This window comes from Microcystis sp. M113S1 (genome assembly GCF_020246945.1).
Lineage (GTDB): Bacteria > Cyanobacteriota > Cyanobacteriia > Cyanobacteriales > Microcystaceae > Microcystis.
On the sequence record NZ_JADBSA010000255.1, the window covers coordinates 1 to 14,967 of the forward strand.

19 protein-coding genes are annotated in these 14,967 nt (G+C 40.1%); 9 read left to right on the top strand and 10 right to left on the bottom strand.

Annotated features, from left to right (window positions below):
• Positions 1-377: 377 nt before the first annotated feature.
• Positions 378-518: a hypothetical protein gene (locus tag IM319_RS12815; RefSeq protein WP_287078969.1), complete on the bottom strand. Its 141-nt coding sequence runs from the start codon at positions 516-518 to the stop codon at positions 378-380.
• 111 nt (positions 519-629) lie between these two features.
• On the opposite strand from IM319_RS12815, the gene IM319_RS22740 reads away from it, so the two are divergent.
• Positions 630-764: a cupin domain-containing protein gene (locus IM319_RS22740; RefSeq protein ID WP_425185108.1), complete on the top strand. Its 135-nt coding sequence runs from the start codon at positions 630-632 to the stop codon at positions 762-764.
• 30 nt (positions 765-794) lie between these two features.
• On the opposite strand, the gene IM319_RS12825 is transcribed toward IM319_RS22740, so the two are convergent.
• From IM319_RS12825 to IM319_RS12835, 3 genes are all read right to left on the bottom strand, one after another.
• Complete coding sequence (locus IM319_RS12825; RefSeq protein WP_353857202.1) at positions 795-1,715, bottom strand: hypothetical protein; 921 nt, start codon at positions 1,713-1,715, stop codon at positions 795-797.
• 76 nt (positions 1,716-1,791) lie between these two features.
• Positions 1,792-2,595: a type 1 glutamine amidotransferase gene (locus IM319_RS12830; RefSeq protein WP_287735854.1), complete on the bottom strand. Its 804-nt coding sequence runs from the start codon at positions 2,593-2,595 to the stop codon at positions 1,792-1,794.
• A gap of 116 nt (positions 2,596-2,711) precedes the next feature.
• Positions 2,712-4,049, bottom strand: a complete 1,338-nt coding sequence (locus tag IM319_RS12835; protein ID WP_287735855.1) for a Mur ligase family protein — start codon at positions 4,047-4,049, stop codon at positions 2,712-2,714.
• Between the two features lie 163 nt (positions 4,050-4,212).
• Here IM319_RS12835 and IM319_RS12840 point away from each other — a divergent pair, with 163 nt between their 5' ends.
• Together IM319_RS12840 and lptC are read left to right on the top strand one after the other, a co-directional pair.
• Positions 4,213-5,403 (top strand): HhoA/HhoB/HtrA family serine endopeptidase, encoded by a 1,191-nt coding sequence (locus tag IM319_RS12840; protein WP_287735856.1) that lies wholly within the window; start codon positions 4,213-4,215, stop codon positions 5,401-5,403.
• 76 nt (positions 5,404-5,479) lie between these two features.
• On the top strand, positions 5,480-6,628 hold the full coding sequence (gene lptC, locus IM319_RS12845; protein WP_287735857.1) for an LPS export ABC transporter periplasmic protein LptC: 1,149 nt from the start codon (positions 5,480-5,482) through the stop codon (positions 6,626-6,628).
• A 65-nt stretch (positions 6,629-6,693) separates the two neighbouring features.
• Here lptC and nuoK (IM319_RS12850) read toward each other — a convergent pair whose 3' ends face one another.
• Together nuoK (IM319_RS12850) and IM319_RS12855 are read right to left on the bottom strand one after the other, a co-directional pair.
• Complete coding sequence (nuoK, locus tag IM319_RS12850) at positions 6,694-6,999, bottom strand: NADH-quinone oxidoreductase subunit NuoK (RefSeq protein ID WP_197533180.1); 306 nt, start codon at positions 6,997-6,999, stop codon at positions 6,694-6,696.
• A gap of 70 nt (positions 7,000-7,069) precedes the next feature.
• On the bottom strand, positions 7,070-8,428 hold the full coding sequence (locus IM319_RS12855; RefSeq protein WP_287735858.1) for an NB-ARC domain-containing protein: 1,359 nt from the start codon (positions 8,426-8,428) through the stop codon (positions 7,070-7,072).
• A gap of 217 nt (positions 8,429-8,645) precedes the next feature.
• Here IM319_RS12855 and IM319_RS12860 point away from each other — a divergent pair, with 217 nt between their 5' ends.
• From IM319_RS12860 to IM319_RS12885, 6 genes are all read left to right on the top strand, one after another.
• Complete coding sequence (locus IM319_RS12860) at positions 8,646-8,831, top strand: hypothetical protein (RefSeq protein ID WP_002800275.1); 186 nt, start codon at positions 8,646-8,648, stop codon at positions 8,829-8,831.
• A gap of 3 nt (positions 8,832-8,834) precedes the next feature.
• Positions 8,835-9,206: a TerB family tellurite resistance protein gene (locus IM319_RS12865; protein WP_287735859.1), complete on the top strand. Its 372-nt coding sequence runs from the start codon at positions 8,835-8,837 to the stop codon at positions 9,204-9,206.
• A 15-nt stretch (positions 9,207-9,221) separates the two neighbouring features.
• Positions 9,222-10,136 carry an ATP-binding protein gene (locus IM319_RS12870; RefSeq protein ID WP_287735860.1) on the top strand — a complete coding sequence of 305 codons (915 nt, stop codon included), beginning with the start codon at positions 9,222-9,224 and terminating at the stop codon, positions 10,134-10,136.
• A gap of 3 nt (positions 10,137-10,139) precedes the next feature.
• On the top strand, positions 10,140-10,490 hold the full coding sequence (locus IM319_RS12875; RefSeq protein ID WP_287735861.1) for a hypothetical protein: 351 nt from the start codon (positions 10,140-10,142) through the stop codon (positions 10,488-10,490).
• 10 nt (positions 10,491-10,500) lie between these two features.
• The gene (locus IM319_RS12880; protein WP_287735862.1) at positions 10,501-10,914 is read left to right on the top strand and encodes a hypothetical protein; all 414 of its coding nucleotides are present in this window, start codon (positions 10,501-10,503) and stop codon (positions 10,912-10,914) included.
• Positions 10,915-11,120: 206 nt separating this feature from the next.
• Positions 11,121-11,345 (top strand): hypothetical protein, encoded by a 225-nt coding sequence (locus IM319_RS12885; protein WP_110578723.1) that lies wholly within the window; start codon positions 11,121-11,123, stop codon positions 11,343-11,345.
• 434 nt (positions 11,346-11,779) lie between these two features.
• Here IM319_RS12885 and nuoK (IM319_RS12890) read toward each other — a convergent pair whose 3' ends face one another.
• The 4 genes from nuoK (IM319_RS12890) to nuoH all read right to left on the bottom strand — a co-directional run bounded on the left by nuoK (IM319_RS12890) (position 11,780) and on the right by nuoH (position 14,548).
• Positions 11,780-12,085 carry an NADH-quinone oxidoreductase subunit NuoK gene (gene nuoK / locus IM319_RS12890; protein ID WP_197533180.1) on the bottom strand — a complete coding sequence of 102 codons (306 nt, stop codon included), beginning with the start codon at positions 12,083-12,085 and terminating at the stop codon, positions 11,780-11,782.
• Positions 12,086-12,110: 25 nt separating this feature from the next.
• Positions 12,111-12,707, bottom strand: coding sequence for an NADH-quinone oxidoreductase subunit J (locus IM319_RS12895; protein WP_002762100.1), 597 nt, complete (start codon positions 12,705-12,707; stop codon positions 12,111-12,113).
• A gap of 107 nt (positions 12,708-12,814) precedes the next feature.
• Positions 12,815-13,387: an NAD(P)H-quinone oxidoreductase subunit I gene (ndhI, locus tag IM319_RS12900; protein ID WP_002733194.1), complete on the bottom strand. Its 573-nt coding sequence runs from the start codon at positions 13,385-13,387 to the stop codon at positions 12,815-12,817.
• Between the two features lie 42 nt (positions 13,388-13,429).
• Entirely contained in the window at positions 13,430-14,548 is a 1,119-nt protein-coding gene (nuoH, locus tag IM319_RS12905) for an NADH-quinone oxidoreductase subunit NuoH (protein ID WP_016514317.1), read from the bottom strand.
• Between the last annotated feature and the right edge of the window lie 419 nt (positions 14,549-14,967).

The following is a 14,967-nucleotide window of genomic DNA, read 5'->3' on the forward strand; positions in this document are numbered from 1 at the left end:
TACCCATTTTCAGGTGGTCAATTACCTAATTTTCAGGGAAAAAGTCCCTGAATTTTCCCCCCAATCACTCCAAGGGTCGGCACTTTTTGAGGTCAAAAAAGTCTAAAAACCTTGTTGGATAAGGTTTTTAGATTTATTCACCAAACCCTATCTAATAACAATACTCTTAAATCAGTGCGGCACAAATCCTGAAATCTTGCTAACTTATTCGTTGCTTTAACTGCTAATAACCCAGCCTCAGTTTCTAAATAGGTAATACAGCTTATAAAAACATCATTTCCTTGTAGTCTTACTTCACTTAATTTCTCAACAACTACTTAGTTGTCTTTGAGAATAGCTGTGACGATGTTAGTATTGAGTAGATAACCCACGACTATTTAATATTTTTGTCTAAAACTTGCGATCACTGCGTCAAACTCTGCCATTTGTTCCGAAGTTAAATCCTTCAGCATTCCCGCCATTGCTTGTACTCCCAAAACTTGCCTAATTTTCTGATTTAGATTTTCATCGGACATCATTTCTAATTCTGAAAGGGAGCTTGAGGAATTTTCTACAGTGTAAGTTCGGAAGAACCATTATGGTTTGGCTGTTTCGAGTCTGACCATGAAATCCAGGATCATCCATTGACAATGCTGACTCGATTCTATCCCGGTGGTTTTTTCCCGCTGCATGGACATCCTGGTGGTGAAGAGATTTTGGTGCTTGAAGGCAATTTTGTAGATGAAACAGGAGTCGGACGTAGAGCCAAAAAAGACAGGCATTGAGCCTGTCTAAAAAACAAACCAAATTCCCTATCAGCTGACCACAAATAAGGAGTTTTTTGCGTCAAATTTCCAAGCAATACCATCGGGATCTCTGATGCGACTCCAATCGGCAAATTCTGTTTCGGATTTATTTTTCTTGTTTCTACCCAAAACGGCTGGGGTAACTCCTAAACGTTTAGCCAAATCCGCCAAACTCATCGATGAGATGGTTTCAGATACAGTGGTTAGAGATTCTTCCCTAACTTCTGATTCTGATTGGGATAAAGAACTGTCAGGACTGTTCAAACTAGGATTAATTATCTCCTCCGGTTCTTGAATTACCGTTTCTTGAACAGCGATCGCTGCGGTATTTTCTTCCTCTTTTTCCTCAAATAATTTACCTAAATTAGTCAGAGGTTGGGAGGAGGAAATAACAGGAACCTCCGAGACAGAATTTTCGCTTTTCTCGGCGACAATCAGGGGGGATTTAGCCTCCTGCGATTGTTCTAAATTAGTCAGGGGTGATCTCGAGGCAGTAATCGCAGGAACTTGTTTTTCCCCTATTTCTTCTAAAGAGGGGTCACTCTCATCAAAAATACTACCCAAGGTACTGGCGGTGATAAAGTAATAGGCCATACCCTTATCGCCTACAGCTTTTTTTTGCGCCCCAAATTCCTCAGCTTTTTTGTCTAAAAATTGTCTGGCTAATTTGGCCGTGAGATTGGCTTTTGCCGATAGGTCAATCGGGGTGAGACAACCTTGATTGTCCTGTAAAAGTTGATTGAAATAGGGGTTAATCACCGTCGATAATTTTGACCAGCGATAGTCTTGCCACACCTTGACTGCAAGAGTTAAGAAGAAGACCAGTAGGATCAATGGCCAAGCGGTAAAAACAAGGATGATTAGCACCGCTAGGGGAATGATGAGGACGAGAAACCCCGCCGTTTGACGATCGATAATTTTTCCAGTCATAATTTCATAAGCTGCCACAATTAAAATTCTTAATGGCTAGTTTGACTATCTCCTGCCATAAGTGTATATGACCAGTTTAGGCTTTATTGGTCACGCCGGTTAGTTCTAGTCGTTCAAACATGGCAAATCTTGCTTTCAGGGCCAGAGAATCATCAAGTTTTGCTAAAAAAATCGGTTTTTGATACTTTTGTTCTAAAGCTTTTGTGATTAACCAATCGGCTAAAAAGGGATTTTTGGGTAGTAGGGGACCGTGAGCATAGGTAGCGATCGCATTGTGGTAAAATGCCCCTTCATAACCGTCCTCTCCGTTATTTCCGTAACCGGTAATCACCTTTCCTAAGGGAGAAACGGTCTGTAAATAGGTACGACCCCCGTGATTTTCAAAGCCAATTACTAGCGGTTTTTCCCCGGTCATAGCTTTAATTTCCTCCGCTAAGGGGGAGGCAGTAATTTCAAAAACTACGTTACCGATACAGCGTTTTGCATCCGGTCCGGGATGTTTACTTACTAGATCTAATAATCCTAATCCTTCGATTCTTTGACCGAAAGCTGGTTCGTAATAATGTCCTAATAATTGTGGGGAACCACAGGTAAAAACTCCCGGTATTCCTGCCGATAATTGTTCTTTCATCGCCGCTGCTTTTGCCCCTTGTAAATCGCGCATAACGATCTCCTGCTGCCGATCCTGCGCCCCACCCCCAACAATTATATCTACTTGATAAAATGTCTCGGTTTCTGTTTGAGCATCTAGGGGAATAATTGTCACAGCAATATCACGCCATTGACATCTTCTTTGGATAGTAATAACATTACCTCGATCGCCGTAGGTACTCATTAATGTCGGATATAACCAGCCGATTTTTAGTTCTAGTTCTTGCATAATTTTTTAGGGGATTAGGGAATGGGGGATAGGGGATAGGGGATGGGGGATAGGGGATGGGGGAAATTCAACTAACACCCCAACACCTAACACCAATCTTCACTCTTTTCTAACTTCTACAAAATCTTTCGTCCCGTGAGAATCTCTCGTACTTCTAACATAGCAGAATAGGTAGGTAAAATATGTAAAGTTTCCTCATTTTTGGTGTTATTAATCGCAATTTGGATCGCTTTTTTTAGATCGGATTCAACAATTAAATTAACGGGAGAAGCGAGACTATCCTGACTATATTGTAAGCGTAAAGCCATGTCATAAAGTCGATCGCCTGTCACTACTAAAGTTGTTCCCAAACGAGTTAATTTTTCCGTATCCACATCCCAAATCCAAGAAACATCCGTACCATCGGGGATGCGATCATTGAGAACCAAGAGAGTAGTAGAAGACTTTTCTTTCTGTAAAATATCAGCCACTGCGCGAATTGTTTCATTCATACCCACGGGATTTTTAGACAGTAAAATTCTAACTTTTTTACCCTCAATTTCTAATTCTTCCGCTCGACCAAAAGCCGCTTTAAAACCCTGAACTGTCTCAAAAATTTCTCGATCTTTAATCCCCAATTCCTGGGCTACTAAACCCGCCGCTAAAGTATTATATTTATTATAAACACCGATTAAAATCTGCGGCCAATCCTGACTATGAAAAGCAGGACTACTCTTTTTAAAGCCGCAACTAGGACAACTAAAATCCCCTAAATGGGAGAGATAAACCCCGCGATAATCCAAAGAAGCACCACATTTAGGACAGTAAATAGAATCGACAGCGTGGGGAATTTCTTCTAGATATAAGTCTGGCTCACTTAAGCCAAAATATACAACTCGTTGGGGCAGTTGTTGACCCAAATGGGAAAGAGTTGGATCATCAGCATTGAGAATCACTAAAGTATTGGTGGGTAGGGGAGATATGGCTCCTTGCCAACGGCGACTAATTGTATCTACTTCCCCATAGCGATCGAGTTGATCGCGAAACAAATTTAGAGCTAAAATAGCGCGAGGACGACAATCTTTTAAAACCAAAGGGAGAATATTTTCATCCACTTCTAAAATGGCATAATCAGCCTTTAAAGTGCCGAATAAATTGGCATCGGCTAATAAAGCAGTGATTAAACCATTAATTAAATTCGCCCCGGTGGTATTATGGGTGACTTTTGCCCCCTGACGCTCTAGAATAGTTCTTAGCAGTAGGGAAGTGGTAGTTTTTCCATTCGTGCCAACCACCAAGATTACCCCCCGTCGGACTTGCCCACAGAGTAGGGGTAACAAACGGGGATGGAGACGACGGGCTATTTCCCCCGGCAAGACGCTGGCAGCCCCTAAACGGAGTCCTTTAACCACAGCAGTAACGGTTTTAGCCACCGCTACGGCTATCCCTAAACGGATGCGATCAAACAATTGCATGAACTGAGATTCTTATAGCTGTTTCGTGATTTTACCGCTAAAAGAAGACCGGTAAACGGGGTAAGTTCCCATTGATTCTTTCCTACCGACAAAAAAGACAGCCTATAATATAGGTAAGTTTTGCGCCGATTCTACCGCACACGACATTTTAGGGCTAGAGCTTATGGGTTTATTGACAAGATTGGGGATTTCACTGGGATTACTCGCCCTAGGCGGTACTGTGGGGGTGCTAGGAAATCAGTATTTAAGCAGAAAAGCACCCCTAGAGGTAAATAAACCGCCGGCAATCCTCCCCGCTTCCCTCTCTCTCCCTGTTATTCCCCAAAACGACGGCAATGTTAATTTTATCGCCCAGGCCGTGCAGAAAGTCGGGCCGGCGGTGGTGCGGATTGACTCGGCCCGGGAAGTGGCCGACCAAATTCCCGAAGAATTTAAACAGCCCTTTTTTCGGCGCTTTTTTGGTAATGAAGTGCCGATTCCCAAGGAGCATTTGGAACGGGGAACCGGTTCTGGGTTTATAATCAGTACAGATGGACTACTTTTGACTAATGCCCATGTGGTGGAAGGGACAACCCAAGTAAAAGTGACTTTGAAAAACGGTCAAACCTATCAGGGTAAAGTTCTGGGGGTTGACAATATGACCGATGTGGCCCTGGTGAAAATCGAGGCGGAAAATTTACCGACGGTGACTTTTGGCAAGGCCGAAACTTTAATTCCCGGGGAGTGGGCGATCGCTATTGGCAATCCCCTAGGCTTAGATAATACGGTTACGGTGGGCATTATTAGTGCCTTGGGCCGGACTAGCAGCGAAGTGGGGGTTCCCGATAAACGAGTCCGTTTTATTCAAACCGATGCCGCTATTAACCCCGGCAATTCCGGCGGCCCGTTGCTAAACGCCAAGGGGGAAGTTATCGGCATTAATACGGCAATTCGGGCCGATGCTCAGGGTTTAGGGTTTGCTATTCCCATCGAAACCGCCCAAAAAGTGGCGGGACAGCTATCTAGCAAGGGTAAAGCGGAACATCCCTACATCGGTATCCACATGGTGACGCTAACCCCAGAATTACGGCAGCAATTGAACGAAACTAAAGAATTAAACTTTAATATTGACCAAAATGAAGGGGTAATCGTCCTGCGAGTGGTGGAAAATTCCCCCGCCCAAAAAGCCGGAATGCAAGCGGGTGATATGATCGAAACTGTGGCAGGAAACCCCGTTAAAACCGCCGCCGATGTGCAGCAAGGTGTAGAAACCAGTGCGATCGGTGGTAATCTGGAAATCGAGATTAACCGCAGGGGTAAACAACAAACTCTCACCGTTCAACCGGGGGTTTTTCCTAGCAAAACTAGCGAGTGAACTACTTTCAACCGGTCAAGGGGCGACCCCTTACCCTACACTGGGAGGAGAGAAAATAGCAGCGGGGCGATCGAAATTGAGGCAGCGGTTACAATTAAAACTATCAATTGGGCGCGGGGCTGCCCTTCTAATCGGTTTGCTGGGATTAACGGCCTGTCAACCGCCTGATCCGCCGACAATTTCGCCGACAGAATCGCCTAAAATTGAAGAAACTGGCCGCTTAATTCTCAATAATGCCACCTTAGAACAGGCTAACCCCTCCGGACAACCCCTCTGGAAAATTCAAGTCAAAAAAGCTACCTACACCCAAGACCAAAAAATTGCCCGTCTGGAAAATATCAAGGGTAATATCTATCAAGATGGGAAGGTAGTTTTACAGGTTAGTGCTGACCGCGGTGAAGTCTATAAGGAAGGCCAGGAAATTCTCCTCAAAGATAATATTGTGGCTGTAGATCCCCGCAATAAGGCCATTATTAACTCGCCTGAATTGCGTTGGCTACCCAAGGAAGGTATTTTAATCTCCCCCAAAGGGATCAAAGGTAGTCATCTACAACTAGAAGCCAAGGCGCGCCAAGGACGCTACGACACGCGCCAAGAAAAACTAGAATTACAAGGTCAAGTGGTGGCTACCGCCAAGGAATCTCGTGTTGTCCTGCAAACCGAGCGCCTGTACTGGGAAATTCCGCAACAGGTCATTAGTACCGATCAAAAAGTCGCTTTTGATCGCTATATTAATAAAACTATTATCGATCGCCTTACTGCTATCGGCGGTCGTTGGGAAAGAAAAAATAATCAGGTTATCCTACAAGAAAACCTCGAATATCGCTCTTTAGAACCACCTTTACAGATTTCTGGTTCTCAGGCAATTTGGAACTATCAAAATCGTACCCTAACGTCCGATCGCCCCACGGAAATTTTTCAATATCAAGATCAAATCACTATTACCGGTAATCGTGTGGTGGTGGAATTAGGCAATCGTATCGCTTATCTCAAGGATGGGGTTAAGGGGATTAATCAGAAAACTGGAGCGCAATTGTATAGTCAGATCTTAACTTGGAAAATGTCGGAAAAAATTGTCGAGGCCGAGGGGAATATTATCTATGAACAACAGGAACCAAAATTTAATCTCACTGGCGATAAAGCGATCGGCACTTTAGAAGATAATAACATTGTTGTTAGTAGTAGTTCCCCCGATCGAGTTGTCACCGAGATTTATCCCCGTTAACAGGGAAAATTAGCCAAAAAAAACTCTCCCCAAAAAAGGGAGAGGGGGGGTAAATATTTAAAAGCTTACCATTTGAGCAGATTAAACTGTTCCATATCGATCGTGTCGCGGTTACGATAGATAGTCAGGATAATCGCTAAACCCACGGCTGCTTCGGCTGCCGCTACGGTAATCACGAAAATAGTAAAAATTTGGCCTCGAATATTAGCGGGGTCAAGATAGTTGGAAAAACCCATTAAGTTAATGTTAACAGAATTGAGCATCAATTCGATCGACATTAAAACCCGGACAGCATTGCGACTGGTGACTAAACCATAAATTCCGATACAAAATAAGGCCGCCGCTAATAACAAATAATACTCTAACTGAATCTGCATGATACCTCTAACACCGTACAGTGCAAAGTTCATGAGGTAAAAAATTATGATAACCGCCACTTATTTAGATACCTGTATCTTTGATATATTTTTTAAACACAGGAGATAAATTAAATAAGATTTCTGATTCTTCAATTTTAGTTAACAAATATCTTTTTTGTAAAGATTGTAACCCTTTAATAAAGTCATCTCCCGATAAATCTAAACTTGATTTTAATTCATTTCTTGAACAATCTTTTTCTAGGTTACTTAAGGCTTGAATAATTTGTTTTTCAATTGGTGATAATCTCTTAATTATTGCAGTTAAACTTTCCTTTATTTTTGCTGTAATAAGAATATTTTCCTCTTGTAAAAATTCACTCACACAACCATGATAAACATCTTTAATTAAAACAGCAATATCTTTTAAATAGGATAAATTTCTTTCGTACATTTGAACTAACTTTAAGCAACTTTCCTCATCTTCTAAACCTAAATTATTGAGGATTGCCCGATTATTTAAACCTTGTAATTCAAGTAAATCTAATTTTTCATCTGAATAATACATTTCTGAACATCGCTCTTGACTAATTAAAATTAAACTACTTTGATGTTCAATTTCGTTAGAAATTATTGAGAATAATTTTTGATAATCTCTATATTTAATTTGATATTGCCCTGCTAATTCACCCTCTCTAAATAACTCCTGTACGTTGTCAAAAATAATCAAACACTTTTTCTGTTGTAATAATTTTAAAAATAAAGTCAATTCATCGTGATTTTTTAAGATAAAATCTGTATTAATTTTGGTAAAAATGTCGGTAATAATTGTGTCTAAACAATTGGCTATTTTTAGATTTTGCCAAATAATTACTTCAAATTTTTCTAAATTTAATTCCACAAAATGTCTAACTAAGGTAGTTTTCCCAATTCCACTTAATCCTAATACGGAAATTAAAGGCTTGTTTTCGGTTAATATTTTCTGTGCTAAGATTTCTAATTCTGAAAAGCGATCGCAGAAATTACGATTTATCTTTGGAGCTAAACTTAAATCATGATATGATGTTTCTGATGGAGATTTTTCTTTATTTTCAATTGGTTTAGTGGTGTCAGGTTGAGGAGACTTTACACAATAATTAATATTTTTATTTAGTATTGTAAAAAGTTGAGAATTAACTGCTTTTTCGATATTCCAACGGAAATTAGATTTATTAAGCTCTTTTTCTTCTAATCCTAATTGCTTAGATAAAACCTTAAATATTTTGTTTCTACTCACATCGCCAATATGTTTCTCATCATAACCATAACTATCCGCAATTTCTTTATAGGTTTTGCCGTTTAATAACTCTTCAATAATGTGTCGCTGAATATCACTAAGACTTTGCCCATCTTCCTCTATCAATAAATCTTCGATAAAGCGCAATAAGTGTAAACTATCCTTCATGGTATGAGAGTGTATAAGTTGTTACCTAATATTATAGGTCAGTTCTCCGAAAACAAGATCAAGTCATTTCTGGTATTGTCTTAACATTTCTTTACAAAACATCAGGTGAAATCTGGTTGTGGTTGAAAAAAAACCTCTGTTACTATGACGAAAAATTGACTAAAACAACTACAAGGTTAAGATTTTTGGATTTAGATGATTGATTGGAAGAGTTGATATGCCTAAATTTGTTCTCGATAAATATGCTTTAGACTCGCAAAAATCGGAGGCTAAGGCAAAAGTGGTAAGTGAGTTAGGTTCAAATGCTTCAGTTTCAGGTAATGTAATAGAAGTCCCTAGTTATAACGCTACTAAAGTAGCTCAAATTTTGAGCCAAGTAGGTATTAAGTATTCGGGGGGTTAATCGATGAATAAGTTTCAAGCAGTGTTTGAGATTCTTTACATTTTATGTTGTGTTGATGGTGAAGTCGATGAGTCAGAAACTGAAGTTATAGTTAAATTTATAAAGCAAAATGCTGACTCTATATATTTTACTCCTTCAGAGGTTATTGATTCTCTCTATACTTTAACAGAAGAAGGAGTGATGGAAGAATTGAGTAATGCTGTACATAGTTTTAAAAATTCTAGTACAGCAACAGAAAGAACGGCATTAATGACATTTGCGGTTGAACTCGTTCTTGCTGATGGTTATATCACAAAAGAAGAAAAAGATTTACTGCACATTATAGCTAATACCCTTAATCTTGATCTCAATAGATTGTTAGATCAATACGCCTAGGGAGTTAAAGATTAAATGAGTTTTAAAATTGTACAAGCCAAAAATAGCAATGATACTTCCTCTGAAAAAAAAGGCGATTTTGATTATTTAATCGAAACCCCAAAATGGACTTTGGATGAGGTGACTCTTTCTCAACCAACCCTCAATAAAATTGATGAAATGATTGCTTACATTGATAATCGAGACAAACTGTTAAATGAATGGGAGTTTAATCGTTTTCTGAAAACAGGAAGTGGCTTAAGTGTTAATTTCTTTGGTAAACCCGGTACAGGGAAAAGTGTCACCGCAGAGGCGATCGCCAATAAAATGGGGATGTCTATTATTAAAGCTAATTATGGTGAGCTTGAATCTGAATTGGTGGGCAAAACATCGGATCATTTAATGGCTGTGTTTGAAACCGCCGAAAAAAATAATAGTTTGCTCTTTTTTGACGAAGCAGATGCCATTCTTAGCAAAAGAATTTCTAATTTGTCTCAGGCGGCAGATTATGGGGTAAATACAGCTAAAAGTACCATGCTAACTCTGTTAGATAAATTCAATGGCATTATCATTTTTGCTACGAATCTTTTTGACAACTATGATGAGGCTTTTTTAAGAAGAATTTTATTTGACGTTGAGTTTTTGCCCCCTGATTTGGAAATGAGAGAAAAACTGTGGCGATTTCACTTATCGGAAAAAGTACCAAAAGAAATTACTTATGAAGATTTGGCAACCGTCAGCGAAGGTTTATGTGGTGGTGACATCAGAAAACTAACGATTAATTTAGGGTTGAAATTGCTCACCGGTAAAGTTAACACCATTGATAAAACTTTGCTGGAAACTGAAATCAAAAATTATCGAGAAGTAAAAGTTAAGCACAATACAAAAATTGTGGTGACAGATACTTCTAACAATGGATTTGAACAAAACACAAGTATTAGGGAGGAATAAATTATGCCAGAACCAATTACCATGTTTCTTGTTGGTGCCTTGTTTGGTGCCGTTGCTGGTGGGGCGGCTGTTTATCTTGCGGAAGACATAAAACGTTGGGCATATAATGCTTTCAACTCATTACTTAGAAAAATTGCTAGTAATTATTATGTTCAACGTAGCGTGTATTATTTAGTTAGAAAAGGTAGTAGTTACTTTACCAAAATAGCTATCGCTGCCCGAAATTTAGAGAGCGATATCGAAAAGTTCTATGAAATGCAAGATAGAGAAGTCGATTACGACAAATTTTCTGAGACAGTAAAGAATGCTTTACGGACAACGGATGAAGTAATACTAATGTCGAGTAATAGATAGGAGAAAAAACATGAAGAAAAGAAACAAAGGCGAAAATGGTTCTCAGAATAGTTGGAGTAGTTTAATAGGAAAAATAACCCAAAACTTGACAGATGCCATAGAAGAAGGAAGGCAAGATGCGATTGCAGAATCAAATTTTACTTGCTTAAAAAATGGAACTTTTGATTTTGATATGATTGAAAGAGACATTGAAAGAATTCATCAAAATTGGGAAAAAAGAGGACGAAAAGTCTTAGCTACTCATCTAATCTTAGATGATAAAACCGATTTTGTCATCGTGAATATTTATACAGAAAAATCAGGTAAAACTTATGAAACAACACTCATGAAAGTAAAAGTTCAAGAAATTATCAACATTCCTGACCAGATAGCAAATCAACTTGAAAAAGAAAAAAGATCTGAAATAACTTTCGTGCCTAATTGAGTTAACGAATCAAAACTTTTTATTGGCGATCGCCTTTTTGTTTGTAGCAATAGCTTTAGCTCAGTCCTAAAGAGCTTACTACGAACGGGGCGATCATTTTTTCATTGGGTGCGATCGCCGTTAACTTAGATTAAAGTTTGTTGAATAGAACCTAATGAATTACTTAAAAGTGTTAGGCTTTTGTAAGCCAGTTATTGAAATTAAGTATGAGTGAAGTTGTTAGAGTATTATTTGATGGGAAAGTATTGCTTCCAGAAAAACCTTTAAAGTTGATTCCTCATCAAACTTATACCATTATTATTGAATCTGACAAGACAATTTCTGATGATGAACAAGGTTGGGATTGCATCGAAAAATTAATTGGCACTGTTGAAGCACCTCAAGACTGGGCATTAGAACACGATCACTATTTATACAGATTACCGAAATGATATGAGCAAAACCCTTGCCACCAGACAGATTCAGCCCACGACTCCAACCCAACCCATCCCAGAGCTTAAAAAAAACTCTTATTGAGAAATATCCTCAACAAAATAGGGCTAATCCACGACAACCCTACTCAAAAATTACTTTGGCAAAATTTTGCCCCTGATACCCTATCCACTCCCCTAAGACTGCTCTCTTAGGTTTGGTGGGCAAAATGTATTCTAAGATACAGTCCTGCTGGCGAGCGAGTGGAAGGAACCACAAAGACACAAAGGACACAAAGATTGAGCGATCATAATGTAAGTTAAACTTATCACACAGAACCTAGAAGAGCCAACTCTTGAAATTTCAAACATTTAACACCGTACAAACAGGGAAAAATTAACCAAAAAAAACTCTCCCCAGAAAAGGGAGAGAGGGGGGGTAAATATTTAAAAGCTTACCATTTGAGCAGGTTAAACTGTTCCATATCGATGGTGTCGCGGTTACGATAGATAGTCAGGATAATCGCTAAACCCACGGCTGCCTCGGCTGCCGCTACGGTAATCACGAAAATAGTAAAGATTTGGCCTCTGATATTAGCGGGGTCAAGATAGTTGGAAAAACCCATTAAGTTAATGTTAACGGAATTGAGCATCAATTCGATCGACATTAAAACCCGGACAGCATTGCGACTGGTGACTAAACCGTAAATTCCGATACAAAACAAAGCCGCCGCTAATAACAAATAATACTCTAACTGAATCTGCATGATACCTCTTTCTTTTGTCCTATTTAGGGGCGGTTAATTCTCTAGGTCGTTCGGGCAATGTTAAGGCTGTGGCCGTAGGTTCTTCAGCTTTCAGGGTGGGGATAAGGTCACGACGAGCTAAAATAATTGCTCCGACCATGGCCATTAATAATAGCACGGAAGCTAATTCAAAGGGTAGCAGGAAATCACTAAAGAAATGCTTACCGATTTCTACTAAAGTATTAGTCACTACTGCGGGAGAAGTGCTAGAAATTGACCAAGGCGTGATTAAAACCATGGTCGATAACAGTACAAATAAACCCACACAAACTAAAGCAGTAGATGCCCGACGAATCCAACGTTTAGGAATATCAGAAAAGTCTTCTTGCTTGTTAACAAGCATAATGGCAAAGAGAATTAAAACGTTAATTGCGCCCACATAAATTAGAATTTGTGCCGCCGCTACAAAGTCAGCATTTAGTAAGAGATATAAACCCGAAATGCTGATAAAAACACCGCCCAATAAAAAGGCGGAATAAACGATATTAGATAATAGTACCACGCCTAAAGCAGTCCCAATTACCAGGGCTGCTAAAATGCCAAAAGATACTATTTGAACGCCCTCAGCTAAATTCACAGTAGTTTCATCTCCTTTTATGTTTGAGAGTTATTAATTATTAGTTATCAGTTATCAGTTATTACTGTTAAGTTTCCAACTCCTGTCTCCTGTCCCCTAACTGCTAATTAATCGGTAATTTCTTCTGGACGTTTACCGGCGCGTTGACTACCGGCGGGTAAATCGTGGGGTTCGATGACACCTTTAGGTAGATAACCTAATTCCCTCAGAGGTGTCACCATCGGGTCTTGGGTGACTTTGTAGGGTAAACGGCCTAGGGCGACGTTATCATAGTTTAATTCATGACGATCATAGGTCGCTAGTTCGTATTCTTCGGTCATGGACAAACAATTAGTCGGACAGTATTCCACACAATTGCCGCAGAAAATACAGACCCCAAAATCGATACTGTAGTGTTTGAGTTCTTTCTTTTTAATTTCCTTGTTAAAAGTCCAATCTACTACTGGTAAATTAATCGGACAAACTCGCACACAAACTTCACAAGCGATACATTTATCGAACTCAAAGTGAATTCTACCCCGATAACGTTCCGAGGGAATTAACTTTTCGTAGGGATATTGGACGGTAATCGGACGACGACGCATATGATCAAAGGTAACGGATAAACCTTCGCCGATGTATTTCGCCGCTTGAATGCTACCTTTGGCGTAATCGCTGACTTGTTTGAGGATGTTAAACATGATGGTCAGAGGTATAGTGGGTTAACAGGGCAAAAACGGAAATTAACCGCCAAAAGCAAAGGGAAAAGCTAGTTTTAGGGCGGCGGTAAGTAGTAAGTTAACTAAAGATACCGGTAGGAGGAATTTCCAGCCTAAATCGAGTAATTGGTCAATGCGAACCCGGGGTACGGTCCAACGCAAGAGAATAGCGATGAAGATGAGAAAATAGGCTTTTAATACTGTCATCGTAATCCCTAGGGAAGCGGTGATAATTTGTAGCCAAGGATTGGTTTCACTAACTCCCAACCAGCCGGCCAAAGCATTTACGGGGATAGGAAATTCCCAACCACCAAGATAGAGGACGGCGAAAACTAGGGCCGATAGCACGAGGTTAACGTAGGAACCCACATAAAAAAGAGCGAATTTCATCCCCGCGTATTCGGTTTGATAACCGGCGACCAATTCCTCCTCCGCTTCCGGTAAATCGAAAGGCAGACGTTCACACTCAGCTAAAGCGGCAATCCAGAAAATCAGAAACCCCACCGGTTGGCGCCAGATATTCCAGCCTAAAATGCCATAACCGGATTGTTGTTCGACAATATCAATGGTACTGAGACTATTAGACATCATCACGATCGCTAATACCGATAAAGCCAAGGGAATTTCATAACTAATCGATTGCGCCGCCGCCCGCAGGCCTCCCAGCAAGGAATACTTATTATTCGAGGCATAACCCGCCATTAATAAGCCAATGGGGGCAATACTGGATAAGGAAATCCATAAAAAGATACCCACGTTTAGGTCGGTAATCACCAGATTTTGACCGAAGGGGACGATGAGATAGGAGACAAACACCGGCATCACCACCAAAATTGGCCCAAAGAGGAATAACCAAGGGTCAGCCTTAGCGGGGACGACATCTTCTTTAAAGACTAATTTCAGACCGTCGGCGACCGGTTGTAAAACGCCCAAGGGGCCTGCGTATTCCGGTCCGATACGCTGTTGGACGGCGGCGGAAATTTTCCTTTCTAACCAGACGCAGACTAAAACCCCCACCGTGGCGGCTATAATCATCAGGAACATGGGTAAAGGCATCCAAATCGCTTTAGCCAGTCCTCCACTTAATCCCAAGTCTGTTAGGGATTTAATGAAACTTTCTTGTAAATCTATGCCTTGATTCATATTTGGCGATCGCTGTACTGTCGATAGTTCGGCATGGTCTGAAGATTTTTAAGCAAATCTTATAGCCTAGTATACAGTTAGTCGGTCTGAGGGTTATCAGCAAAGTGACAAAGGCTTCAACTCATTAGCAGCCAAGAGAGTCAAGCAATCTTGATTCCCCCGCCGAGAATAGCTATTAGTCAATAGTTAGACTCTGAATCTATCAATGTTCTCATCTGTTTCTTAGCGCCGAAAACCTCGGCTAGTGACCAATTATTCACAGGAAAAAAGTGTAGATAAGGTTTGCTGAATAAATCTAAAAACCTTATCCAACAAGGTTTTTAGACTTTTTTTCCCTCAAAAAGTGCCGACCCTTGGAGTGATTGGGGGGAAAATTCAGGGACTTTTTCCCTGAAAATTAGGTAATTGACCACCTGAAA

Coding starts and splice junctions, on each gene's coding strand:
- IM319_RS12865 (WP_287735859.1), top strand. CDS start 8,835: ATGAATAAGTTTCAAGCAGTGTTTGAGATTCTTTACATTTTATGTTGT.
- IM319_RS12880 (WP_287735862.1), top strand. CDS start 10,501: ATGAAGAAAAGAAACAAAGGCGAAAATGGTTCTCAGAATAGTTGGAGT.
- IM319_RS12825 (WP_353857202.1), bottom strand. CDS start 1,715: ATGACTGGAAAAATTATCGATCGTCAAACGGCGGGGTTTCTCGTCCTC.
- nuoH (WP_016514317.1), bottom strand. CDS start 14,548: ATGAATCAAGGCATAGATTTACAAGAAAGTTTCATTAAATCCCTAACA.
- IM319_RS12815 (WP_287078969.1), bottom strand. CDS start 518: ATGATGTCCGATGAAAATCTAAATCAGAAAATTAGGCAAGTTTTGGGA.
- IM319_RS12860 (WP_002800275.1), top strand. CDS start 8,646: ATGCCTAAATTTGTTCTCGATAAATATGCTTTAGACTCGCAAAAATCG.
- IM319_RS12835 (WP_287735855.1), bottom strand. CDS start 4,049: ATGCAATTGTTTGATCGCATCCGTTTAGGGATAGCCGTAGCGGTGGCT.
- ndhI (WP_002733194.1), bottom strand. CDS start 13,387: ATGTTTAACATCCTCAAACAAGTCAGCGATTACGCCAAAGGTAGCATT.
- IM319_RS12870 (WP_287735860.1), top strand. CDS start 9,222: ATGAGTTTTAAAATTGTACAAGCCAAAAATAGCAATGATACTTCCTCT.
- IM319_RS22740 (WP_425185108.1), top strand. CDS start 630: ATGCTGACTCGATTCTATCCCGGTGGTTTTTTCCCGCTGCATGGACAT.
- IM319_RS12840 (WP_287735856.1), top strand. CDS start 4,213: ATGGGTTTATTGACAAGATTGGGGATTTCACTGGGATTACTCGCCCTA.
- IM319_RS12855 (WP_287735858.1), bottom strand. CDS start 8,428: ATGAAGGATAGTTTACACTTATTGCGCTTTATCGAAGATTTATTGATA.
- IM319_RS12885 (WP_110578723.1), top strand. CDS start 11,121: ATGAGTGAAGTTGTTAGAGTATTATTTGATGGGAAAGTATTGCTTCCA.
- IM319_RS12875 (WP_287735861.1), top strand. CDS start 10,140: ATGCCAGAACCAATTACCATGTTTCTTGTTGGTGCCTTGTTTGGTGCC.
- IM319_RS12830 (WP_287735854.1), bottom strand. CDS start 2,595: ATGCAAGAACTAGAACTAAAAATCGGCTGGTTATATCCGACATTAATG.